At 67.3% G+C, this 21934-nt stretch carries 19 protein-coding genes; 5 read left to right on the forward strand and 14 right to left on the reverse strand.

Features of this window, described 5'->3' with window-relative positions; all coding sequences use genetic code 11:
* Nucleotides 1–1452 (reverse strand): gamma-glutamyltransferase family protein (locus VNN10_01565; GenBank protein HXH20686.1); only part of this gene is annotated, 1452 nt, incomplete at its 3' end.
* A gap of 65 nt (nucleotides 1453–1517) precedes the next feature.
* Between VNN10_01565 and VNN10_01570 the strand changes: the two genes are divergently transcribed.
* From VNN10_01570 to VNN10_01585, 4 genes are all read left to right on the forward strand, one after another.
* Nucleotides 1518–3044: an acyl--CoA ligase gene (locus tag VNN10_01570; GenBank protein HXH20687.1), complete on the forward strand. Its 1527-nt coding sequence runs from the start codon at nucleotides 1518–1520 to the stop codon at nucleotides 3042–3044.
* 3 nt (nucleotides 3045–3047) lie between these two features.
* Nucleotides 3048–4019, forward strand: coding sequence for a 2-dehydropantoate 2-reductase (locus VNN10_01575; GenBank protein HXH20688.1), 972 nt, complete (start codon nucleotides 3048–3050; stop codon nucleotides 4017–4019).
* Nucleotides 4020–4043: 24 nt separating this feature from the next.
* Entirely contained in the window at nucleotides 4044–4190 is a 147-nt protein-coding gene (locus VNN10_01580; GenBank protein ID HXH20689.1) for a hypothetical protein, read from the forward strand.
* A 79-nt stretch (nucleotides 4191–4269) separates the two neighbouring features.
* A complete protein-coding gene (locus tag VNN10_01585; GenBank protein HXH20690.1) occupies nucleotides 4270–5085 on the forward strand; it encodes a DedA family protein in 816 nt (271 codons plus the stop codon).
* Between the two features lie 13 nt (nucleotides 5086–5098).
* On the opposite strand, the gene VNN10_01590 is transcribed toward VNN10_01585, so the two are convergent.
* From VNN10_01590 to VNN10_01650, 13 genes are all read right to left on the reverse strand, one after another.
* Nucleotides 5099–6559 carry a glutamate synthase subunit beta gene (locus VNN10_01590; protein HXH20691.1) on the reverse strand — a complete coding sequence of 487 codons (1461 nt, stop codon included), beginning with the start codon at nucleotides 6557–6559 and terminating at the stop codon, nucleotides 5099–5101.
* A 2-nt stretch (nucleotides 6560–6561) separates the two neighbouring features.
* Nucleotides 6562–11151: a glutamate synthase large subunit gene (gene gltB, locus VNN10_01595; GenBank protein HXH20692.1), complete on the reverse strand. Its 4590-nt coding sequence runs from the start codon at nucleotides 11149–11151 to the stop codon at nucleotides 6562–6564.
* Nucleotides 11152–11506: 355 nt separating this feature from the next.
* The gene (locus tag VNN10_01600) at nucleotides 11507–11827 is read right to left on the reverse strand and encodes a metal-sulfur cluster assembly factor (protein ID HXH20693.1); all 321 of its coding nucleotides are present in this window, start codon (nucleotides 11825–11827) and stop codon (nucleotides 11507–11509) included.
* Nucleotides 11828–11978: 151 nt separating this feature from the next.
* A complete protein-coding gene (locus VNN10_01605; protein HXH20694.1) occupies nucleotides 11979–12461 on the reverse strand; it encodes an SUF system NifU family Fe-S cluster assembly protein in 483 nt (160 codons plus the stop codon).
* On the reverse strand, nucleotides 12458–13702 hold the full coding sequence (locus VNN10_01610; protein HXH20695.1) for a cysteine desulfurase: 1245 nt from the start codon (nucleotides 13700–13702) through the stop codon (nucleotides 12458–12460). Before VNN10_01610 ends, VNN10_01605 begins: the two co-directional genes overlap by 4 nt.
* Nucleotides 13695–14231 (reverse strand): DinB family protein, encoded by a 537-nt coding sequence (locus VNN10_01615; protein HXH20696.1) that lies wholly within the window; start codon nucleotides 14229–14231, stop codon nucleotides 13695–13697. The genes VNN10_01610 and VNN10_01615 overlap by 8 nt, the downstream gene beginning before the upstream one ends.
* Nucleotides 14228–14551 carry a non-heme iron oxygenase ferredoxin subunit gene (locus VNN10_01620; GenBank protein HXH20697.1) on the reverse strand — a complete coding sequence of 108 codons (324 nt, stop codon included), beginning with the start codon at nucleotides 14549–14551 and terminating at the stop codon, nucleotides 14228–14230. The genes VNN10_01615 and VNN10_01620 overlap by 4 nt, the downstream gene beginning before the upstream one ends.
* Nucleotides 14552–14664: 113 nt before the next feature.
* On the reverse strand, nucleotides 14665–15990 hold the full coding sequence (sufD, locus tag VNN10_01625) for a Fe-S cluster assembly protein SufD (GenBank protein ID HXH20698.1): 1326 nt from the start codon (nucleotides 15988–15990) through the stop codon (nucleotides 14665–14667).
* Nucleotides 15991–16130: 140 nt separating this feature from the next.
* Nucleotides 16131–16628, reverse strand: coding sequence for a DinB family protein (locus VNN10_01630; GenBank protein HXH20699.1), 498 nt, complete (start codon nucleotides 16626–16628; stop codon nucleotides 16131–16133).
* A 91-nt stretch (nucleotides 16629–16719) separates the two neighbouring features.
* Nucleotides 16720–18138, reverse strand: coding sequence for a Fe-S cluster assembly protein SufB (sufB, locus tag VNN10_01635; protein ID HXH20700.1), 1419 nt, complete (start codon nucleotides 18136–18138; stop codon nucleotides 16720–16722).
* A 75-nt stretch (nucleotides 18139–18213) separates the two neighbouring features.
* Nucleotides 18214–18996, reverse strand: a complete 783-nt coding sequence (gene sufC / locus VNN10_01640) for a Fe-S cluster assembly ATPase SufC (protein HXH20701.1) — start codon at nucleotides 18994–18996, stop codon at nucleotides 18214–18216.
* A 48-nt stretch (nucleotides 18997–19044) separates the two neighbouring features.
* Nucleotides 19045–19710, reverse strand: a complete 666-nt coding sequence (locus tag VNN10_01645; protein ID HXH20702.1) for an ArsR family transcriptional regulator — start codon at nucleotides 19708–19710, stop codon at nucleotides 19045–19047.
* A 90-nt stretch (nucleotides 19711–19800) separates the two neighbouring features.
* Nucleotides 19801–20628: a formate/nitrite transporter family protein gene (locus VNN10_01650; protein ID HXH20703.1), complete on the reverse strand. Its 828-nt coding sequence runs from the start codon at nucleotides 20626–20628 to the stop codon at nucleotides 19801–19803.
* Nucleotides 20629–20798: 170 nt separating this feature from the next.
* Here VNN10_01650 and dnaN point away from each other — a divergent pair.
* Nucleotides 20799–21934: DNA polymerase III subunit beta (gene dnaN / locus VNN10_01655; protein ID HXH20704.1), on the forward strand; the 1136-nt coding region annotated here is incomplete at its 3' end.

Raw genomic sequence — 21934 nt, forward strand, 5'->3', positions numbered from 1 at the left:
CGGCGCGCGGCTCTCGATGCTGAGCCTGCCGCCCGTAGCCGTTGCCCAGCGCGGCAGGTCGACGGCCGCCTGCAGGTCCAGGCCGCCGTCCACGACGGCTGAGATCACCTGCAGGTTGGTCTGCACCTGGAAGTCCGCGCCGGGCGTGCCGCCCCCTATGACCAACCTCCCGTCCTTTATGACCAGGAAGTTGTTCAAGGTATGCACGGTGCGCTTGCCCGGGGCAAGGCAGTTCGCGGAGCCGGGGTCAAGGTTGAAGCCCGTCATGCGGTTGTTCATGAGTACGCCGGCCTCCGGGACGTAGAAGCGGCTACCCCAGGCCGCGAAGACGCTCTGGATGTAACAGACGGCCATCTCCTCGTCGGCCACGACGAAAGACGTGGTGTCGCTCGAGATCGGGACGGCCGCGGCCCCGGAGGCATGGCGCATGTCGATGGCCGCAGCCACCTCGCGCGCGTAGTCCTTCGAGAGGAGGCGGTCGAGCGGCACGTCCTCGAAGTCGGGGTCGGCCCCATGGCGGCGGAGGTCGGCGAAGGCGAGGCGCGTAGCCTCCACCATCATGTGCACGGAGTCCGCGCTCAGAGGGCCCCATTCGCCTAGCGGGGACTGCTCGGCGATGTTCAGGGCCTCGAGCAAGATCATGCCCTGTGATGGCAGGGCCTGCTCGTACACGGTGTGGCCGCGGTACTCGGCCCTGATGGGCGTTTGCCAGTGGGCGGTCGGGCGGGCGAGGTCATCGAGGGTCATCAGCCCGCCCGCCGCGCCCATCGCCGCGATGATGGCGCGCCCGACCGGGCCCGCGTAGAAGCCGTTGCGTCCTTCAGACGCGATAGCGCGCAGCGTGCGGCCCAGTGCCGGCTGGCGCAGGACCTCGCCCGGGCGGTAGGGCGCGCCATCCCTGGTGAAGGCGCGCCGCAGTGGCCCCTCCGGTAACGCTCCGAGCGTCCCCATCGCCGTCGACAGGTGTAGGGAGACGGGAAAGCCCTCCTCGCAGAAGCCGATCGCCGGCTGTAGGAGCTCTGTCAGGCTCCTCGAACCGTAGCGCGCGTGCAGCTCCAGCCAGGAGTCGACGAGACCTGGCACTGTGCTTGCGCGAGGCCCGGTCCGGGGAATGCCGTCAGCATAGGCTTCGAGCGTTCCCGCCATCGGTGCGCGGCCGCCGGCGTTCAGGCCCTCGACCTCACCGTCGCGGCGCCGCCAAACGAGGGCGAAGGCGTCGCCTCCGAGGTGGGTGCGGTTCGGCTTCGTGACGACGTTCACCGCTGCCGCCGCGATCGTCGCATCGACAGCGTTGCCGCCGCCCTGGAGGACGTTCATCGCCGTCAGGGAAGTCAGCGGGTGGTCCGCGGCGACGGCGAAACGCCGGCCTGCCACGGAGCCACGCGGCGGCGCGCCGCTTGCCGCCAGGGCTTCGGGTAGTTGCGCTTCGTTGAAACTCCGAGCCTCTACCATCGCACGCAAGTCTACAGGAGGCCGTCAGCGCCAGAGCGCCCCCGATCCGCTGCTAGAATCGCGATGTGGCCGGCCCCGTATCATCCGAGACAGTAGCGGCGCTCCTGCGTGGTGGCGAGGCGAGCCAGCCAGCCCTCATCTCCACGGGCAGGCTGAGCCTGTCGCATGCCGGGCTGCGCGCCGCAGTCGAGAGAATGCGCTCGCAGCTGCGCGCCGCCGGTGTCAGGCGGGGCGACCGCGTGGCGATCGTGCTGCCGAATGGGCCCGAGATGGCGCTCGCATTCCTCGCCGTGGCCACTTGCGCCACTGCTGCTCCCCTGAACCCCTCCTACCGCGAAGAGGAGTTTCGCTTTTACCTCCATGACCTGGGCGCGAAGGCCCTCATCACGCTCCCCGGTGACGCTCGGGAGGCGCACGCGGCCGCGGGCGAAGGCATCCTCCGGATCGCCATCGACCGCGAAGGTGACTCTATCGGCCTGTCGAACTCCAGCGCGACGGCCTTTGGCGACCCTGAGGAGCCGGCGCCGGACGATGTCGCGCTGGTGCTGCACACATCCGGCACGACTTCGCGGCCGAAGCTCGTGCCGCTGACCCAGCGCAACCTGGCGGCCTCGGCGGCCAACATCCTGCGCTCGCTGGAGCTGACGCCAGAAGACCGTTGCCTGAACGTGATGCCGTTGTTCCACATCCATGGGCTCATGGCTGGCCTTCTGGCGCCCCTTGCCGCCGGCGGTTCCGTGGTCTGCAGTCCCGGCTTCGACGCCTTCCGGTTCCTCGGCTGGCTCGAGGCGCACCAGCCCACCTGGTACACCGCCGTCCCGACCATGCACCAGCTTGTCCTCGCGCGGGCCGAGAGGGACCCGCGGGCTGCCCGCAAGGCCCGCCTGCGCTTCCTGCGCTCGTCCTCCGCCCCCATGCCGCCAGTTGTGATGCAGCGCCTCGAGGTCGCGTTCGACGCGCCGCTCATCGAGGCCTACGGCATGACCGAAGCCGCGCACCAGATGGCAACGAACCCGCTGCCGCCTGGCGTCCGCAAGCCTGGCTCCGTCGGCCGCGGCGCCGGAGTCGAGGTCGCGATCATGGATGACGCCGGCAGCACCCTGGGCGAAGGCCAGCGCGGAGAGGTTGTGGTGCGCGGCGCGAACGTCATGCCGGGATATGAGGGCGACCCTCAGGCGAACGCGGCTGCCTTCGTGGACGGCTGGTTGCGGACCGGGGACGAAGGCTTCCTCGATGGCGACGGCTACCTGCACCTCACCGGCCGCCTCAAGGAGCTGATTAACCGCGGCGGCGAAAAAGTCAGCCCGCGGGAGGTCGACGAGGTGCTCCTACTGCACCCGGCCGTCGCGCAGGCCGTAGCCTTCGCCCTGCCCCACGAGCGCCTGGGCGAAGAGGTCGCGGCCGCTGTCGTCCTCGCCGATGGCGCCAGCGTTGGCGAGCGGGAGCTTCGCGAGCACGCCGCCAGCCATCTCGCCGACTTCAAAGTGCCGCGAAAGATCGTCATCGTCCCCGAGATCCCGAAAGGGCCGACGGGCAAGCTGCAGCGCATCGGTCTCGCCGAGAAACTCGGCCTCGGACCCCCCGGCGTCTAAAGCATGCGGATCGCGATCTACGGCGCAGGCGCGATCGGCGCCTATCTCGGCGCCCATCTGGCGGCAGCGGGCGAGGAGGTTACGCTCATCGCCCGCGGCGCCCACCTTGAAGCGATGCGAGAGCATGGCCTGCGGCTGATCGAGGGCGGCCGCGAGCAGTCATATCGCCTCCCGGTCACGGACGATCCCGCCTCCGCCGGGCCGCAGGACTGCGTGGTCCTGGCCTTGAAGGCGCACCAGGTGGCCTCCGCGCTCGGCGGGATCCGGGAGATGCTTGGCCCCGAGACGCCGGTCGTGACGGCGCAAAACGGCATCCCTTGGTGGTACTTCTACCGGCTCGAAGGGCCCTTCCGTGACCGGCGTCTCGACTCGGTCGATCCCGGCGGAAAGATATGGGCGGCGATCGGGCCCGAAAGGGCCATCGGATGTGTCGTGTACCCGGCGTGCGAGGTCGTAGCGCCCGGCGTCGTGCGCCACATCGAGGGCGACCGCTTCAGTCTCGGGGAACCGGACGGCAGCCGCTCCGGGCGCCTGGAGGCTATCGCCAGGGCGATGGTCCGCGGCGGGCTCAAGGCCCCCCAGCGTCCTCGAATCCGCAACGAGATCTGGCTGAAGCTCTGGGGGAATGTAGCCTTCAACCCCCTGAGCGCACTTACCCGGGCCACGCTGGCCGACATCTGCCGCGACCCCTTCACCCGGCGTTACGCGCGGGACGTGATGCTGGAGGTGCAGGCTGTCGCGCGGGCGCTGGGCGAGGAGATGCCAGTGGACGTGGACCAGCGTATCCGCGGTGCCGAAGCCGTGGGCGCCCACAAGACGTCGATGCTCCAGGACCTCGAGCAGGGGCGGCCCCTGGAGGTCGACGCCCTCGTCGGCGCTGTCGTGGAGATCGCGCGCCTCACCGGGACGGAGACGCCGCACCTGGACGCGCTCTTCGGCATGGTGCGCCTGATGGAACGCTCCCTGTCGCGCTAGCTGCTCCGCCGTCTCGTGCAGGCCGTGCTTGACACAGCATGGTACAAGTGTTCTAATTGCGAACAAACGTACTGGCCCAGGGAGGTCGCCATGCTTGTCATCGCCGTCGCCGTCTTGATCTGCACCGCCTACCTGCTCTGGCAGATATGGGAAGCCGACCTGGCAGAGTAAGGCCGAAGGGCTGGATGAGCCATGAATGCTAGAATCTGCAGAGGTGCGAGCGCAAACCCGCGGTTCGCGCCGTTTTCAAATGGAATTGACTCCCCTCGCGCCGATCATCTCGGCGGGAAGCGCCATCCAGGACGCGATCCAGTGGTTGATCGACTTACCCGCTGCGATCTTCCGGGCCTACTCCTCCCTCCTGGAGTGGGCGGCCGACTCCGTCCGCGAGCTGTTTGACGACTACGGGTACTGGGTCGTCTTTCTCGGCACGCTGTTCGAAAACACCTTGCTCCTGGGCTTGCTGGTCCCTGGCGTAATCATCGTCCTGCTGGCTGGCATCACGGCGCAAGACGGGGCCATGAACCCGTTCTATGCTGCCGCGCTCGGGATCGCCGGCACTGTCATCGGCGACACCATCAGTTACCTGATGGGGCGCCTCGGCTGGGCGCGCTTCGGCAACGGCGACTCTCTGCGGACGTTCTCGGAGAGGGTGCGGGAGCCGCTCCTTCGCCGCGGCGTCTTCTTCGTGCTCGTCTACCACTTCGCCGGCTATACGCGCGTGGTCGGACCAGCCGGGGCGGGGCTGCTCCGTATGCCCTACCGTAAGTGGGCCCCGGCAGACCACATCGGCGCCGTCCTCTGGGTGTCGACCTTCATCGGCATCGGTTACCTGCTCGGCATGGCCGGCATCAAGCTGGACTCGACAGACCGTTACTTCCGGTACGTCGAGTGGGGCATCCTCGCCCTCATTGCCCTCTGGGGCATCCTCGTGTTCCGCACCAGCCACGCCGCGATCATGGCGCGCATCGAGTCCGTCCTCGGCGAGGACGAAAGGGACGCGGATACGGATGCCGGGGAGGGCGGACCAGAGCCCGAGGTCGCGGTGACTGCCGCCAGAGACTGAGGCGAGCCGGCCCTCAGGGAGGGGGCATCAAATACGGCCGCGGCAGTTCCGACTCGCCCATGAGGTATTTGTCGACGAAGTACGCGGTCTCCCGGCCCTCGGCGAGCGCCCAGACCACAAGCGATTGGCCGCGCGCCATGTCGCCGGCCGCGAAGATGCCTGGCACGCTCGTCATGCGGTTGGCGTCCAGCTTGACGTTGCCGCGGCCGTCAAGCTCCACACCGAGGTCCTGCAGCAGGCCGGCGTGCTCCGGATGCAGGAAGCCCATGGCCAGCAGCACCAGGTCTGCATCCACCTCGAACTCGCTGCCCGGGATCGGTGTCATGTTCATGCGGCCGCTCTCGTCGCGCTCCCAGGCGACCCGAACGGCATGGAGCTTCTCGACGTGCCCGTTCGACCCGGAGAAGTGCGTGGTCGAGATGTCATAGTCGCGGATACCGCCCTCGTCGTGGGCCGCCGACGACCGCAGGATCACCGGCCACTGGGGCCAGGGGTTCGTGAAGGCGCGGGTGCGCGGCGGCTCCGAAAGCAGCTCGAACTGGCGCACGATCTCGGCGCCCTGGCGGTGAGCCGTGCCAAGGCAGTCGGCGCCGGTGTCGCCGCCGCCGAGGATCACCACACGCTTGCCTTCGGCGTGGATGCGCTCCTCCGGCGGGATGTACTCGCCGGCGATCACGCGGTTCTGCTGGGTCAGGTACTCCATCGCGAAGTGCACGCCGCGCAGTTCTCTTCCCGGCACGGGCAGGTCGCGAGGCACCGTCGAGCCGCCGGCGAGCACGATGGCGTCGAAGCTCGACTTCAACTCCTCGACCGGGTAGTTCCGGCCGACGTACGTGTTGGTGCGGAAGATCACGCCTTCTTCCGCCATCTGGTCGACGCGTCGCTGCACCACGTGCTTCTCGAGCTTGAAGTCAGGTATCCCGAGGCGGAGGAGGCCGCCGATGTAGCTGTCGCGCTCGAACACTGTCACCGTGTGGCCGGCGCGGTTTAGCTGCTGCGCCGCGGCCAGCCCAGCCGGGCCTGACCCGACAACGGCGACACGTTTTCCGGTCCGCACCGCCGGCGGCTCGGCCTTGATCCAGCCTTCCTTCCAGCCCCGGTCGGCGATGGTCTTCTCGATGTACTCGATTGTTACGGGGTCCTGGTTGATGGAGAGCGTGCAGGAGGCTTCGCAGGGCGCGGGACAGATCCGCCCGGTGAACTCGGGGAAGTTGTTCGTCGCATGCAGGGCGGCGAGGGCGCGGCGCCACTGTCCCCGGTAGACGAAGTCGTTCCACTCCGGGATGAGGTTTCCGAGGGGGCAGCCCCGGTGGCAGAACGGGATGCCGCAGTCCATGCAGCGGCCGCCCTGCTTGCGGGCGTCCTCCTCCGTCCAGTCGAGAAGGAACTCCTGGTAGTCGCGGACCCGCTCCCCCACCGGGCGGCGAGGCAGGGGCTTGCGCGGGGTGTCCTTGAAGCCCGTGGGTTCGCCCATGCTTACCCGGCTACGGCCGCGGCCGCGCGGGCCTCGCGCGCCCTGCGCTCCGCCAACACGCGCTTGTAGTCGCGTGGCATCACTTTCACGAACCGCCGCACCATGTTGTCCCAGTCAGCGAGCACCCGGGCCGCGTTCACGCTGCCCGTCAGTCGGTGGTGGTCCTCGATGAGGCGCCGGACCGCGGCCAGGTCTTCCGGGGCCGCAAGGTCCTCGAGGTCGACCATCTCGGTGTTGCACAGGGCCGGGAAGCGTCCGGCCTCGTCGAGCACGAAGGCCTCGCCGCCGCTCATGCCGGCCGCGAAGTTGCGCCCCGTCGGGCCAAGGACCACGACTCGCCCGCCCGTCATGTACTCGCAGCCGTGGTCGCCCACGCCCTCCACTACGGCCTCGGCGCCACTGTTGCGCACGGCGAAGCGCTCGCCGGCCATGCCGCGAATGAAGGCCTGGCCGCTGGTCGCCCCGTAGAGCACGACGTTGCCGACGATGATGTTCTTCTCCGGCTCGAAGGATGACTCCGGCATGGGCTTTATGATCACCCTGCCGCCGGAGAGGCCCTTGCAGAAGTAGTCGTTCGCGTCACCCTCGACGGTCATGGTGACGCCCTTCGCGAGGAAGGCGGCGAAGCTCTGGCCGGCGGAACCGCGGAAGTTTATGTGGATCGTGTCGTCAGGCAGGCCTTCTTCGCCGTACCGCTTGGAGATCTCGTAGCTGAGCATGGCGCCGACGGCGCGGTTGGAGTTGCGCACCGGCAGGTTGAACTCGACCGGCTTGGCGCGCTCTATAGCCTCGGCGCTGAGCCTGATCAGTTTGTGGTCCAGCGCCCGGTCGATGCCGTGGTCCTGCTCCTGGCACTTATGTGTGGCCACGTTCTCGGGGACGTTCGGCCTGTGAAGGAGCGCCGAGAAATCGAGCCCGCGGGCCTTCCAGTGGTCGATGGCGGCGCGCGTATCGAGCAGGTCCACGCGGCCCACCATCTCGTTCACGGTGCGCAGGCCGAGCTTCGCCATGATCTGCCGCAGCTGCTCGGCCACGAAGAAGAAGTAGTTGATCACGTGTTCGGGCTGTCCGGCGAAGCGCGCCCGCAGCTCTGGGTCCTGCGTGGCGATGCCGACCGAGCAGGTGTTGAGGTGGCACTTGCGCAGGTAGATGCAGCCCATCACGATCAGCGGCGCCGTCGCGAAGCCGAACTCCTCCGCGCCCAAGAGGCAGGCGATGGCGACATCGCGGCCGGTCTTCAGTTGCCCGTCCGTCTGCACGACGATGCGGCCGCGAAGGTCGTTGAGGACCAGCACCTGCTGCGTCTCCGCGACGCCCAGCTCCCAGGGCAGCCCGGCGTTCTTTATCGACGACTCAGGCGAGGCGCCCGTGCCGCCGCTGTCGCCGGAGATCAGCACCACATCGCCGTGACCCTTCGAGACGCCGGCAGCGATGGTGCCGACACCCACCTCCGACACCAGCTTGACGTGGATGCGCGCCTCCGGGTTCGAGTTCTTGAGGTCGTGGATGAGCTGGGCGAGGTCCTCGATGGAGTAGATGTCGTGGTGCGGCGGCGGCGAGATCAGCTCTACGCCGGGGGTCGTGTGGCGCACCCAGCCGATGTACTCGTCCACTTTGTGGCCGGGGAGCTGGCCGCCCTCCCCTGGCTTCGAGCCCTGGGCCATTTTGATTTGCAGGTCGGTGGCGTGGGCCAGATAGTTGGAAGTCACGCCGAAGCGGCCTGACGCCACCTGCTTGATGGCGCTCTGGCGGCTGTCCCCGTTCGGGTCCGGCCGGAAGCGGTTGTAGTCCTCGCCGCCCTCGCCAGTGTTGCTCCGGCCGCCGATGCGGTTCATCGCGATGGCCAGCGTCTCGTGCGCTTCGCGGCTGATCGAGCCCAGGGAGATAGCGCCCGTCGCGAAGCGCTTCACGATCTCCTTCGCCGGCTCCACCTCCTCGATCGGGATGGCGCGAGACTCATCGAACTTGAAGTCGAGCAGGCCGCGGATCGTGCAGAGGCGCCGGTTCTCGTTGTCGATGAGGTCGGTGAACTCCTGGAAAGTCCTGAAGTCGTTCGCCTTCGTCGCGTACTGGAGTTTGGCGATGGTGTCCGGGTTGTACATGTGGTACTCGCCGTCGCGGCGCCATTGGATGTAACCGCCCTCGCGAAGGTCCGCGTTACCGGCTATCTTTCGCTTCGGGTAGGCGTACTCGTGCCGGGCGACCGCCTCCCGCTCCAGCTCCTCGATGCCGATGCCGCCGATGCGTGATGGCGTCCAGGCGAAGTACTCATCGATGAAGTCCTGCCGCAGGCCTATCGCCTCGAAGATCTGCGCGCCCCTGTAGCTCTGCAGGGTGGAGATCCCCATCTTGGACATGATCTTCAGCACGCCCTTGTGGCAGGCCTTGATGAAGTTCTTCTCCGCCGTCTTGTAGTCGACCTTCTTCAGGAGAATGTCCTGGCGGATCATGTCCGCGAGCGTCTCGAAAGCGAGGTAGGGGTTGACTGCGCCGGCGCCGTAGCCGATGAGCAGCGCGAAGTGGTGTACGTCGCGCGGCTCCCCGGATTCGACGATCAGGCCGACACGCGTGCGCGTCCCCTCCCGGATCAGGTGGTGGTGCACGCCCGAGGTCGCGAGCAGGCTCGGTATCGGGGCGTGGTCACGGTCGACGCCGCGGTCGGACAGGATGATGAGCGTGTAGCCCTCGGCGATCGCCCTGGAGGCCTCGGCCCGGACGCGGTCCATGGCCTCCTTCATCGCTCCCGGCCCCTTCGCCGGCTCGAACAGCGTCGAGATCGTCGTCGCGCGGAGGTTGCCGTTGTTGATGTGGCGGATCTTCTCCAGCTCGCGGTTGGTCAGGAAAGGCTCCCTGAGCTTGAGCTGGTGGCAGTGCAGGGGCGTCTCTTCGAACAGGTTCTGCTCCGAGCCCACGAAGGTCTCGAGTGACGTCACGAGCTCCTCGCGGATGGCGTCCAGGGGCGGATTGGAGACCTGGGCGAAGAGCTGGCGGAAGTAGCCAAAGAGCAGCGGGTTCGTGTCGGAGAGGACGGCCAGTGGCGCGTCGTTCCCCATGGAACCGACGGGGTCCTGGCCGTTGACGGCCATCGGCTCCATGAGCATGCGCAGGTCTTCCATCGTGTACCCGAACGCCTTCTGACGTTCGAGCACGGTCTCGTGGTCCGGCTCGTGGACGAAAGGCGGCTCTGGAAGGTCCTCGAGGAGCACGCGGTTCTGCCGCAGCCACTCGCCGTAAGGGCGGCGCGTCGCGAGGTCGCGCTTTATCTCCTCGTCCTCGATCAGGCGGCCCTGCTTTGTGTCCAGCAGGAACATGCGGCCGGGCTGGATCCGCCGCTTGAAGCGCACCTTCTCCGGCGGCACGTCGAGCACGCCCGTCTCGGAAGCCATGACCAGGAGGTCGTCCGTGGTCACGAGGTAACGGCAGGGGCGGAGCCCGTTGCGGTCGAGGATGGCGCAGACCTGCGTCCCGTCCGTGCCAACGATGAGCGCCGGGCCGTCCCAGGGCTCCATCAGGCAGGCGTGGTACTCGTAGAAGTCCCTCTTCTCCGGCGGGTCCATGGGGATGTGGTCGCCCCAGGCCTCCGGGATGAGCATGAGCATCGAGTGCGGCAGTGACCGCCCGGTCGCGAGCAGCAGCTCGAGGGCGTTGTCGAAGCTGGCGGTGTCGCTCTGCACGGCTGGGCCGCCGGGCGGGATGATCGGCAGCAGCTTCTCGACGTCGGCGCCCAACTCCTCGGAGGAGAACATGGCCGAGCGCGCCACCATCCAGTTGATGTTGCCCCGCAGCGTGTTGATCTCGCCGTTGTGGACCACGTAGCGGTAAGGGTGGGCCAGCTTCCAGGAACCCAGCGTGTTCGTGCTGAAGCGCGAGTGCACGAGGGCGAATGCGGACACCATCGAGCCGTGCGAGAGGTCGTGGTAAAAGGGCGCGATCTGGTCGGCGATGAGCAGGCCTTTGTAGACCAGCGTCCGCGACGAAAGGCTGCAGATGTAGAAGTCGGCCTTCTCCTGCATGTCCGAGTCGGCGATCGCCTTCTCGATGAGCTTCCGGACGACGTAGAGCTTGAGCTCGAATCGCCGCTCATCGTTGGGGACGTGCGCCGGCCAGCGCACGAAGAACTGGCGGATCACAGGCATGACGTGCCGCGCCATGACGCCGATGGCGTCCGGGTTCACCGGTACGTCACGCCAGCCGAGGAACTGCAGCCCCTCCGCTTCGGCGATCTCGCGGATGATGTTCTCGCAACGGCGGCGCTCGCCTGCGTGCTGGGGCAGGAAGGTCATGCCCACGCCGTACTCGCCGGCGTGCGGGATGTCGATGTCGAGCCGGGAGCACTCCTCACGGAAGAACTCGTGCGGCATCTGGATCATGATGCCGGCGCCATCGCCCGTCTTCGGGTCTGCCCCGCAGGCGCCGCGGTGCCCGAGGTTGATCAGCACCTCGAGGCCCTGCTCGATGATTTTGTGCGACTTCTCTCCCTTTACGCTCGCGACCAGGCCAACGCCGCAGGCGTCGTGCTCGAACGCGGGGTCATAGAGGCCCTGCTTCTCCAAACGTGGAATATACCGCTGGCGCGATTTCGTCTTTGCCATGGCTGGACCTTACAGCGGGAGTGCGCGGGATTCGGGGGAAATGAGCTTCCCGGGTCCCCCCCGAGGGGTCCGCTTCCTTGAATAGACCTTCAGCAGCGCGGCCATGAGGTCGCTTCTCCCCCGGTCGTTGTAGCTCTCGTGGTTTAGTGGTGCCCGGGCAGCAGGAATGCGCCGCCTAAGCTAAACCAGCCAGCCATGGGTGGGCCGGCTAGTGGTGGGATGATAAACGTCGATAGCGCCGAGCGCAATAGGTTAGTGATATCTATCACGGATAGAGGGCATCCAGAGCCGGTTTGGCGGGGACGCTCCGGGCTCATGTCGTTCGGCGTGGCTGCAGACCCGAGGCCGGCGTGCCCTACCAGATCCCGAGCTGCATCTTGATCTCGTCCGAGGCCATGGTGCGCGGGTCCCAGGGCGGCGTGAAGGTGATCTCGACATTCACGTCCTTCACTCCCGGCAAGTCCATGAGCGTGTCCTGGATCTGGCCGATAAGCAGCGGCCCCAGGGGGCAGGCTGGTGTCGTCAGCGTGATCACGACGTCCACCATGCCGTCCTCGTCGATATCGACGTCGTACACGAGCCCGAGGTCGACGATGCTCATGCGCAGCTCGGGGTCCTGCACGGGCTGCAGCGCGTCCATGATGTCTTCGGGCGATACGAGGGCGTTTGTCGCCATCGGTTAGCTCCTTGGCTGTCGGCTAGTCGGCAAGTCACCCGGCCGGCCAGAGGCCAGCCGGAGCCGCTTTGCCTCCATTATCCCAGACTCAACACCCCTATCCCAAAGTCCAGAGCCCAAAGTCCAAAGCCCAGAATCCAACCCCAACCCCCTACCGCTCGTCGCCCTTGATCTCGATGCGCTCCGGGCCGCCCTTGATCGCGTCCTCGAGCACGCGCCAGGCGAGGGTCGCGCACTTGACGCGCACCGGGAACTTCGCGACGCCCTGGAAGGCCTCGAGGTCGCCCAGGGCCTCGTCCGGCTCCGACTCGGCGTCAGTCATCATCGTGCGGAAGGCCTCGGCCAGCCGCTCCGCCTCGGCGACGGTCGCGCCCTTGACGGCGTCCGTCATCATCGAGGCCGAGGCCTGGCTGATCGAGCAGCCGCGCCCGCCGAAGGCGATGTCCTCGATCGTCTCGCCGTCCAGGGCCACGTCCAGCTCGATCTCGTCGCCGCAGAGGGGGTTGTAGCCCTCGGCGTGGGTGGCGTTCGGCAGCTTGCCCTTGTTATGCGGGTGGCGGTAGTGGTCGAGGATGAGCTCGCGATAGAGCTCGTCCAGCTCTGGCTCGGGGAAGGGCGAGTCAACGCGCGTCATTGAGTCACCATAGTCGATGGCGCCTTGAAGTACCTCCCCGCCGCCTGCAGCGCCTCGATGAACACGTCGATCTCCGCCTTCGTGTTGTAGAGGTAGAAGCTGGCGCGCGCCGTGGCCACGCAGTCCAGGCGGCGCATCAGCGGCTGGGCGCAGTGGTGTCCGGCGCGGATCGCGATGCCGTAAGTGTCCAGCACCTGGCCGAGGTCGTGCGGGTGGATGTCGCCATAGTTGAAGGCGACGACGCCGACGCGCTCCTCCGGGTCGTCCGGGCCGTAGACCTTGACCTCGGCAATGTCCGCCAGCCGCTCGAGGGCGTAGGCGACGAGCGAGCGCTCGTGCGCGCGCACGTTCTCCATGCCGATGCCTTCGAGGTAGTCGACGGCGGCGCCGAGGGCGATACCGTCGGCGATGTTCGGCGTACCCGCCTCGAACTTCCAGGGGATGTCGTTCCAGGTGGCGCCCTCGAGCGTGACGCGCGAGATCATCTCGCCGCCGCCGAGGAAGGGCCCCATCGCCTCCAGGTGCTCGGGCTTGCCCCAGAGCACGCCGATACCCGTCGGGCCCGCCATCTTGTGGCCGGAGAAGGCGACGAAGTCGGCGCCGAGCTCCGTGACGTCGATCGGCATGTTCGGGACGCTCTGGGCGGCGTCCACGACCATGATCGCGCCATGGCGGTGCGCAACCTCGGCGATCTCGGTGACGGGGTTGATGCCGAGCACGTTGGAGGCGTGCACTATCGACACTGCCTTCGTCTTCGGCCCGATGACGCGCTCGATCTGGTCGCGGCGCAGGCGGCCGTCCTCGTCGATGTCCAGGTACCTGATCGTCGCTCCCTTCTCCTGGGCGATGAGCTGCCAGGGGACAAGGTTCGAGTGGTGCTCCATCACCGAGAGCACGATCTCGTCGCCCGGCCCTAGGTTCGCGTGGCCCCAGGCGTAGGCGACCAGGTTCAACGCCTCCGTGGTGTTGCGGGTGAAGACCACGGAGCGCGGCTCCGGGGCCTTGATGAAGCGCGCGACCTTGGCCCGCGAGGCCTCGTACGCCTCGGTGGCTTCCTCCGCGAGCTTATGTAAACCGCGGTGGATGTTGGCGTTGTAGTTCTCGTAGTAGTCGACCAGCGCCTGGATCACCTGCCGCGGCTTCTGCGTCGTCGCGGCGTTGTCGAAGTACACCAGCGGCTTGCCGTGCACCTTGCGCTGGAGGATCGGAAAGTCCTTGCGGACGGCTTCTACGTCAAGCATGTTCGGCCCCCAGCCTTTCAGCCTTTAGCGCTCCAGCATCGCCCGACTGGCTTTGCCGCAGCTGGTCCAGGTGCTCGCGGTCATGGTCTTCGGCCAGCACCACCTGCATCAGCCCAGCCAGCGTCCATGGGGCGCCGCCCGGGTGCAGGTCCGCGTCCGCTTCGCGCAGCCCGGCGAGCAGCGCTTGCATCTCAGCGCCCGACTCCTCCAGCTCAGCGATGACGCGTTCGATCGGCCAGCGGCGGCGCTCCGCCACCCGGCGCTCGTTCTCGGCATCGGTGTCCGGCGCGAGCACCTCCGGCGGCACCTCGCGCCCCGCGGACACCGCGCGCAGGATGTCCTGCAACATCTGGTCGTTGCCGCGGCCGATGTGGGCCAGCAGGTCCTGGTTCGTCCAGCCTCGGACGAGGCTGGGCTTCTGCCAGAACGAGCCGTCCTGCTCCCTCGCGAACTCGATGACGGCCTGGCGGCTCCGCTCCATCTGGAGCGCCACGCGTTCCACCCAGCTCGCGAAGCGGACGGACGTCATCGCGAGTCCACCCTGACCTGCACCTGGCCGCCTTCGACGCGCACCTCGTAGGTCCGCACCGGCAGGACGGCAGGCAGCGCCTTCACGGCGCCGGTCTTCACGTCGAAGCGGGCGCCGTGGCGCGGGCACTCCACCTGGTCTCCGATCAGGGTCCCTTCGCCGAGAGGCCCGCCATCGTGCGTGCAAACGTCGTCGATGGCGTAGAAGGCGCCGTCGACGTTGGCGATCGCGACGTCGAAGCCGTCCACGCTGAACACGCGCACCTGGCCGGCGGGGATGTCGGAGGTCTGGGCTACGGTCACGAAGTCGTTGTCACTCATGGGTCGTCAGTTGTCGCTTTCAGCGCTTGCCGGGACCTCCCGCCCCCTCCGCCCTTCGGCCGGGCTCAGGACGAGCGGAAGTCGCCGGACGACAGGAAACGGACAATGGTGAGTCATCTCGAGGCCTCCAGCTTCGCGGCCAGCGCTCCCTGGACGCGCTCGCGCAGGGACTCGTCCGGGATACGGTCGAGGACCTCCTGGAAGAAGGCGTCGACTAGCATGCGCTCGGCCTCGTCGTGCTCTATGCCGCGCGACTCGAGGTAGAAGAGCTGCTCTTCATCAACCGGGCCGGCGGTGGCGCCGTGGCTGCAGCGGAGGATGTCGAACTGCTCGATCTCCAGCACCGGGATCGGCGCCGCCTTTGCTGTGCTGCTGAGCAGGAGATTGCGGCTCGTCTGGTTCGCGTCGCTGCCCGTGGCGCCGCCGTGGATGCGGACCGTGCCGTACCAGACCTCGCTCGCGCGGCCCGTGAGCGCGGCCTTGTAAAGGAGGTCGCTCGTCGTCCGCGGCGCCAGGTGGTCCTGTAGCGTAACGTAGTCGAAGCGCTGGCGGCCGTCGCCCAGCGAGACGTCGAGCAGGTTCGCGGCCGAGCCCTCGCCCCGGAGCAGCACCTCCGTCTTGGCCTTGGTAAGGTCGCCGCCCAGCCCGGCGTTGACTATCGTCGCCTCGGCGCCCGGCTCGAGTGAGGCGCGGATGGTGTTGAAGTAGTTGACCCTGTGACCCCAGCGGTTGATCGAGTAGTACTCCAGCCGGGCGTTCGCGCCGAGGTAGACCTCGACGGCGCCGCTTACCAGAGCTTCCGTGTCCTCCTCGGAGGCCACTTCGTGCACGAACCTGGCCCTGCTGTTTGCCCCGAGGCGGATCAGCGTCCGGGGGAAGACAGAGACGCCGCCCGTCGCGATCGCCTGCCAGTAGTGCAGCGGCAAGGCGACCTCGACGCCATCGGGCACGTAGAGGAAGCAGCCGCCCTGCCAGAGCGCGGAGTTCAGGGACACCAGCTTCCAGTCCGTGTACACGGAGGCGTACAGCAGGCCCTCGAGGTCCTGCCGGGCGGCCGCCGAGTCAAGGTCGAATAAGGCGACGCCTTGCGCGCGCAGTTGTTCGTCCAACCAGGCGGCATCGGATGCGCCGTCGATCTGGGCGACCTGGCCCGCGAAGTCGCCTTTGCCGGCCCAGTGCAGGTGCGACGGCAGCTGCCCCTGGTAGCGCCCGGCGGGACGCAGCGCGCCGAGGTCGATCCCCGACAGCTCCGTGCGCCGCCACTCGTCGTCCTTCGGGTCGGGCATGGCCTGGCTCTCGTAGGCTTCCCAGGCAGCGGCGCGGGAGCCTCGCAGCCACTGCGGCTCGCCGCCGCGGCGCGCCACCACCTCTTCGAGGTCGGCGCGAGTTACGGGTGGCAGCCTCAGGAATTCGGTTGGAGAGAGCGCAGTGGTGGTCATCGTGTCTCCGCGTATGGGGCAGAGGCGCGCCCGGCCGGGCGGCGTATGGCGGCAGCGCCCTGGACGGGGCGCCGCGGGCGCAGCAGTGCTGCGCCCCTACGCCGGGATCGGGTGGCCAATGGCTTAGTCATCGATACCTCTCATCGGTCGTCGCCCTGAGCCAGGGCGCGGATATGGTTTATTTCGCCGGCGTGGTAGGCGTCGTGCGAGATCATTGTGTTGATGACGAACCGCGTCTCGTGGACTAGCCGCAGGCTCCAGCCGTTGCGCGGCCGCAGGAGCTCGCTGTCGTCAGATAGGGCAGCGAGGTGCGACCTCAGGCTCGCGTGACCGGCGCGGACCCAATCGAGGAGCTCGCTGCGCGGTGCATCCCCGGGAAGCGCCGGCATCGTCTCCGGCCGTCCGGGCACCATCGAGCGGTCACCGAAAGCGTGGTTGTCATACACGTGCTTCGCCAGGCCGACGTGCCGGACGATGTCGCCTATCGTACGGCTGCCGCCCGGGGGCAGCCACGACCAATCTTCCTCGCGTACGGACGCCAGGTTCACCAGCAGCGCGTGGCCGCGGTCGAGGCCCGGCAAGCCCTCGAAGGCGTAATCCATCGCGAATAGCAATTGCTCGATACCTGACCTGCCCATCCCTCTCCCACCGAGTGCCGCCTCGCGTAGGAGCGGCTCCCAACGCACCCCTACGCGACCCTTCCAACCCGAAGGCCTTCGCTGCCGCGGTCTACCCGACCGCGCCCTCCATCTGGAGCTCGATCAGGCGGTTCAACTCGATGGCGTACTCCATCGGCAGTTCCTTGACGATCGGCTCGACGAAGCCGTTCACGATCATCTTCGTGGCCTCGGTCTCGTCGATGCCGCGGCTCATCAGGTAGAAGAGCTGCTCTTCGCCGACCTTGCTCACTGTCGCCTCGTGGCCGATGGTCACCTGCTCCTCGTCGATCTCCATCACCGGGTAGGTGTCGGAGCGCGACTCGGCGTCCAGCAGGAGCGCGTCGCAGCGCACCGTCGACTTCGAGTTCTTGGCGCCGGGGTAGACCTTCAGGAGGCCCCTGTAGCTCGTCCGGCCGCCGCCCTTGGAGATGGACTTCGAGATGATGGTCGAAGTCGTGTTCGGGGCGACGTGGATGACCTTGCCGCCGGCGTCCTGGTGCTGGCCCGGGCCGGCGAACGCCAGCGAAAGGATCTCGCCGTGGGCGCCCGGCTCCATCAGGAACACGCTCGGGTACTTCATCGTGATTTTCGAGCCGAGGTTGCCGTCGACCCACTCCATCACGGCGTCCTGGTAGGCCACCGCGCGCTTCGTCACCAGGTTGTAGACGTTCGTCGACCAGTTCTGGATGGTCGTGTAGCGCACGCGTGCGCCCTTCTTGACGATGATCTCGACCACCGCCGAGTGCAGCGAGTCGTTCGAGTAAGTCGGAGCCGTGCAGCCCTCGACGTAGTGCACGTAGCTGCCCTCTTCGGCGATGATCAGCGTGCGCTCGAACTGCCCCATGCTCTCCGTGTTGATCCGGAAGTAGGCCTGGAGCGGGATGTCCACTCGCACGCCGGCGGGCACGTAGACGAAGCTGCCCCCCGACCACACGGCCGAGTTCAGGGCCGCGAATTTGTTGTCGGCTGCCGGCACGATGGTGCCGAAGTACTGCCGGACGATGTCCTCGTGCTCGCGCAGGCCGGTGTCCATGTCCACGAAGATGACGCCGAGCTTCTCGAGGTCCTCGCGGATCTTGTGATAGACGACCTCGGAGTCATACTGGGCGCCGACGCCGGCCAGGAACTTGCGCTCCGCCTCGGGGATGCCGAGCTTGTCGAAGGTGCGCTTGATCTCGGGAGGGACCTCTTCCCAGGTGCGCCCCTGCCCCTCCATGGGCTTCACGTAGTAGTAGATGTCCTGGAAGTCCAGCGGGTAGCCCTCCAGGTTGCCGCCCCAGAAGCCCTTCGGCATGGGCTTGGACTCGAAGATGTCGAGCGCGCGCAGGCGCTGCTCGCGCATCCACATCGGCTCGCCCTTCATCGCCGAGATCGAGGCGACGATCTCCTTGTCGAGGCCCTTGCGGACAACGTTGACCGGCTTGAAGTCGGGGTCATGCCAGCCGTACTTGTATCCGGTGACGATCTCTTCTGGTCTAACGGCTGTCATGCGACACCTCCAACATCGCCGCGGCCCGTTGCTCTGGCCGCTGGCGAATGTGCCTGAATTTGTCTGGCAATCTCGCTATGCGGAAGTCGCAAGCGCGCCCTCCGCCTCGTCGATCTCCTTGGTGATCCAGTCGTAGCCCTTCTCCTCCAGCTCCGCCGCCAGCTCTGGCCCGCCGGAGCGGACGATGCGGCCGCGGTAGAGCACGTGGACGAAGTCGGGCGTGACGTAATTCAGCATGCGCTGGTAGTGGGTGATGAGCAGGATGCCCATCTCCGGGCTGCGCAGGGCGTTGATGCCCTCGGCCACGGTGCGCAGGGCGTCGATGTCGAGGCCGGAGTCGGTCTCGTCCATGATCGCCATCTGCGGCCGAAGGATGCCCATCTGCAGCACCTCGGCGCGCTTCTTCTCGCCGCCGGAGAAGCCGTCGTTGACGTAGCGGCGGGCAAACGACTCGTCCATTTTGAGGAGGGCCATCGTATTCAGCAGCTGCGTGCGGAACTCGCGCACCGGGATGTCGGCGCCGCGCACGTTCTTCAGCGCCGCCCGCAGAAAGTTCACCATCGTGACGCCGGGGATGGCGGTCGGGTACTGCATGGCCAGGAAGAGGCCCCTCTTCGCCCGCTTGTCCGGCGTGAGGTCGGTGATGTCCTCACCCTTGAAGTAGATGCGGCCGCCGGTGACCTGGTAGCGCGGGTGGCCCATGAGGGTGTTCGCGAGCGTGCTCTTGCCGGAGCCGTTCGGGCCCATGATGGCGTGGACTTCGCCCACGGACACCTCCAGGCTGAGGCCGTTGAGGATCTGCTTGCCCTCTACGGCGACGGTCAGGTCTACGATCTTCAGTGTTGCGTGCTCAGTCATTGGCTAACGCCGATCTCCTCTGGTTTGCGGACTTCGGGACCTTCGGGCCTAGGCACCAGCCGCGCCTTCGGCCGGCCGCGGCTCGCGGACTATGTACTCGCACACCGGCGAGCCCTCGGCGATGCGCCTGATCTGGTCGACGTGCGCCCCGATCAGGAGCTCGATGCTCTGGCGGTCGGAGCGGCAGGGCGCATCCGTGATCTCGGCGATCCGGATGTAGGGGCATTCGCCGTTCACGAGCCGGAAGCCGGAATCGCCGTCCGGCCGCCAGCCGTCGACGATACCCTCCTCCTTGAGGGCGCGGCTTGCGCGCTGGACGCGCTCGGCCAGGGTCGTACCGACGACCTCGGCCTCGTGCGCGGCCGCCACCTCGAAGGCGACTTCCGACAGCGCTTCCTCGAGGACCTCGCGCCCCGACCGGCCGCCGACCGCGGTCTCGTCCATGCGGTCGAGCCGCCGGAAGAGGCGGGTCAGGAGCTGGAGGTAGCGCCTGCCGGAGCTCTCTTCGCCGCGCTCCGTCGGGAAGAAGACCAGCGAGGGCCTGCCGACGCCGTGCCGGTCCAGACGGGCATCGATGAGCCCGTCCGCGCGAAGGCCGTCGAGATGCCGGCGGACGGCCGCCTGGCTGACGCCCAGCGCCTCAGCAATCTGGGCGGTGGTTATCTCGCGATGGCCCCGCACCAGCCGCAACACCTGCTCGCGGGTAGTCTCCACGCTTCGATCTTAGGTTCGGGGCCTCCCTATAGTCAACAATTTCTGACTTAAAATGCAGTTTTGTTCAAAAACCCTAACGTCGCGAGGCGTCTATTTGCCTTGCCGATGCCAGAGGTACGCGAACCAGTAGACGAGGCCCACGAGCACGCCGCCGCCGACCATGTTGCCCAGCGTGACGGGGAGGAGGTTGTCAGAGGCGAAGGCGACCCAACCCAGGTCCGCGGAGGAAGCGGCGCCCACTCTGTTTTCGAGCAGAATGCCCAGGGGGATGAAGTACATGTTCGCGATGCTGTGCTCGAAGCCGGCGGCCACGAAAGCGGAAATCGGGAACACGATCGCGACAGCCTTGTCGATGGTGCTGCGGGCGCTGTAGGTCAGCCACACCGCGAGGCAGACCAGGGCGTTGCAGAGGACGCCGAGGAAGAACGCCCCCTCGAAGTCCAAGTCTACCTTCGCGCTGGCGATACGGACCGCGGTGGCCCCCACCTCCTCCCCGCCGAGTCTCCACTGGCCTGAGAGGAGCACGAGGACCGCTGTGGCGACAGCGCCGGCAAAGTTCCCGGCGTACACGACAGCCCACACGGCCAGTAGGCGCACGGCCTGCACCTTGCCGGCAGCGAAGGCCATGACCATGAGGTTGTTGCCCGTGAACAGCTCGGCGCCGCCGATGACCACGAGTATCAGGCCCAGGCTGAAGGCGAGGCCCCCAAGAAGCCGGGAGGGCCCGAAGCCAAGGCTGCTCTCCGTGACGACGACCGTGAAGAAGTTGGCGCCGAGCGCAATGAAAGCGCCGGCCAAGACCGCGAGGACGAACATGCGGTGCAATGGCATGTTCGCTTTCGCGACACCGACCTCCTCAGCCCGCTCGGCCATCGCGGGCGGGAGGAGCAGGTCGAATGAGGCCGGGTGGTCTTGCATCTCGTGCTCAGGTCGCTCCAGCCTACGCTGTTGTAGGCGACGGCGTGGCTGCCGTCGCGGGTTGTCCGGCTCCAATCCTACCCCGGCCGCCTGCCCGATGCTTGCCTCGCCAATCGTGGCACCTGCTATACTCCGGCTCGGTGGCTTCTTCCATATAAATGCTTTGGTAGGTGAACATTTATGAAGGTTTCCTGCACCCAGGAAGCACTCTCCGCGGTCTGGGCATCGTCGGCCGGGCGGTCGCCGTCCGCAGCCCCCTGCCCATCACCTCCAATGTCCTCATCACCACCGACAAGGGGCAGATCAAGCTCGTGGCCACGGACGCGCAGTCCCTGACCATGAGCTGCTGGATCGGTGGCCAGATCGACGAAGAAGGCGGGATCACGGTGCCGGCCCGCCTCCTCACCGACTTCGTGAACACGCTGCCGAACGACAGGATCACGATGTCCGTGGCGCCGCGGTCGCGTCAGATGCGGCTGGTCTGCGCCCGCAACGAGGCCACCATCGGCGGCATCGACGCCGAAGAGTTCCCGCCGGCGCCGTCGGTCAAGGACGGCGTTACCGTTGCCCTGAAGCCGAAGGAGTTGCGCCAGGCGATCGCCCAGACGGTGTTCGCGGCCGCGACGGACGACTCGCGCCCGATCCTTACGGGGGTTAACACCAAGCTCGAGGGGTCGGAGCTGATGCTCGCGGCCTCGGATGGCTTCCGGCTGTCGGTCTTCAAGCTGCCGCTGGAGAAGCCGGTCTCCGAGAAGACGGAGATCGTCATCCCGGCCAAGGCGCTATCCGAACTGCACCGCCTCCTGGGCGATGAAGAAGGGGACGTGGTCCTCCAGACGGACGCCTCTAGGACCCGTGTGCTCTTCCGGCTGACGAACGTGGAGATGGTCGCCCAGCTGATCCAGGGTACCTTCCCGAACATCTCCCAGCTCATCCCCACCACCTGGACCACCAGCGCCACGGTCAGCGTAAGCGACTTCCTGCGCGAGACGCGCATCGCCTCCGTCTTCGCCCGCGACGGCTCCGGCATCGTCCGCCTGGTGGTGACGCCGGGCGAAGGCGGCATGCCGGGGACGGTGAAGATATCGGCGCGCGCCGAGGAGATCGGCGACAACGAGGGCGTGATCGACGCGGCGGTCGAGGGCGAGGGCGTGAAGATCGCCTTCAACGGCAAGTACCTTCAGGACCTCCTGCAGGCCCTTGACGCCGGCGAGATCGCGATGCAGACGACAGGCCCCTCGAGTCAGGGCGCCTTCCGCCCCGTGGGTGCGGACAACTACGTCCACATCATCATGCCCATGTTCGT

Source organism: Dehalococcoidia bacterium (assembly GCA_035574915.1).
GTDB lineage: Bacteria > Chloroflexota > Dehalococcoidia > DSTF01 > WHTK01 > DATLYJ01.

Bases quoted from the DNA above. Each gene is read 5' to 3' on its own strand.
- VNN10_01650 (HXH20703.1), bottom strand. From the start codon at position 20,628: ATGCAAGACCACCCGGCCTCATTCGACCTGCTCCTCCCGCCCGCGATG.
- sufB (HXH20700.1), bottom strand. From the start codon at position 18,138: ATGACAGCCGTTAGACCAGAAGAGATCGTCACCGGATACAAGTACGGC.
- VNN10_01575 (HXH20688.1), top strand. From the start codon at position 3,048: ATGCGGATCGCGATCTACGGCGCAGGCGCGATCGGCGCCTATCTCGGC.
- sufC (HXH20701.1), bottom strand. From the start codon at position 18,996: ATGACTGAGCACGCAACACTGAAGATCGTAGACCTGACCGTCGCCGTA.
- VNN10_01630 (HXH20699.1), bottom strand. From the start codon at position 16,628: ATGGGCAGGTCAGGTATCGAGCAATTGCTATTCGCGATGGATTACGCC.
- VNN10_01615 (HXH20696.1), bottom strand. From the start codon at position 14,231: ATGACGTCCGTCCGCTTCGCGAGCTGGGTGGAACGCGTGGCGCTCCAG.
- VNN10_01605 (HXH20694.1), bottom strand. From the start codon at position 12,461: ATGACGCGCGTTGACTCGCCCTTCCCCGAGCCAGAGCTGGACGAGCTC.
- gltB (HXH20692.1), bottom strand. From the start codon at position 11,151: ATGGCAAAGACGAAATCGCGCCAGCGGTATATTCCACGTTTGGAGAAG.
- VNN10_01620 (HXH20697.1), bottom strand. From the start codon at position 14,551: ATGAGTGACAACGACTTCGTGACCGTAGCCCAGACCTCCGACATCCCC.
- VNN10_01600 (HXH20693.1), bottom strand. From the start codon at position 11,827: ATGGCGACAAACGCCCTCGTATCGCCCGAAGACATCATGGACGCGCTG.
- sufD (HXH20698.1), bottom strand. From the start codon at position 15,990: ATGACCACCACTGCGCTCTCTCCAACCGAATTCCTGAGGCTGCCACCC.
- VNN10_01590 (HXH20691.1), bottom strand. From the start codon at position 6,559: ATGGGCGAACCCACGGGCTTCAAGGACACCCCGCGCAAGCCCCTGCCT.
- VNN10_01585 (HXH20690.1), top strand. From the start codon at position 4,270: ATGGAATTGACTCCCCTCGCGCCGATCATCTCGGCGGGAAGCGCCATC.
- VNN10_01610 (HXH20695.1), bottom strand. From the start codon at position 13,702: ATGCTTGACGTAGAAGCCGTCCGCAAGGACTTTCCGATCCTCCAGCGC.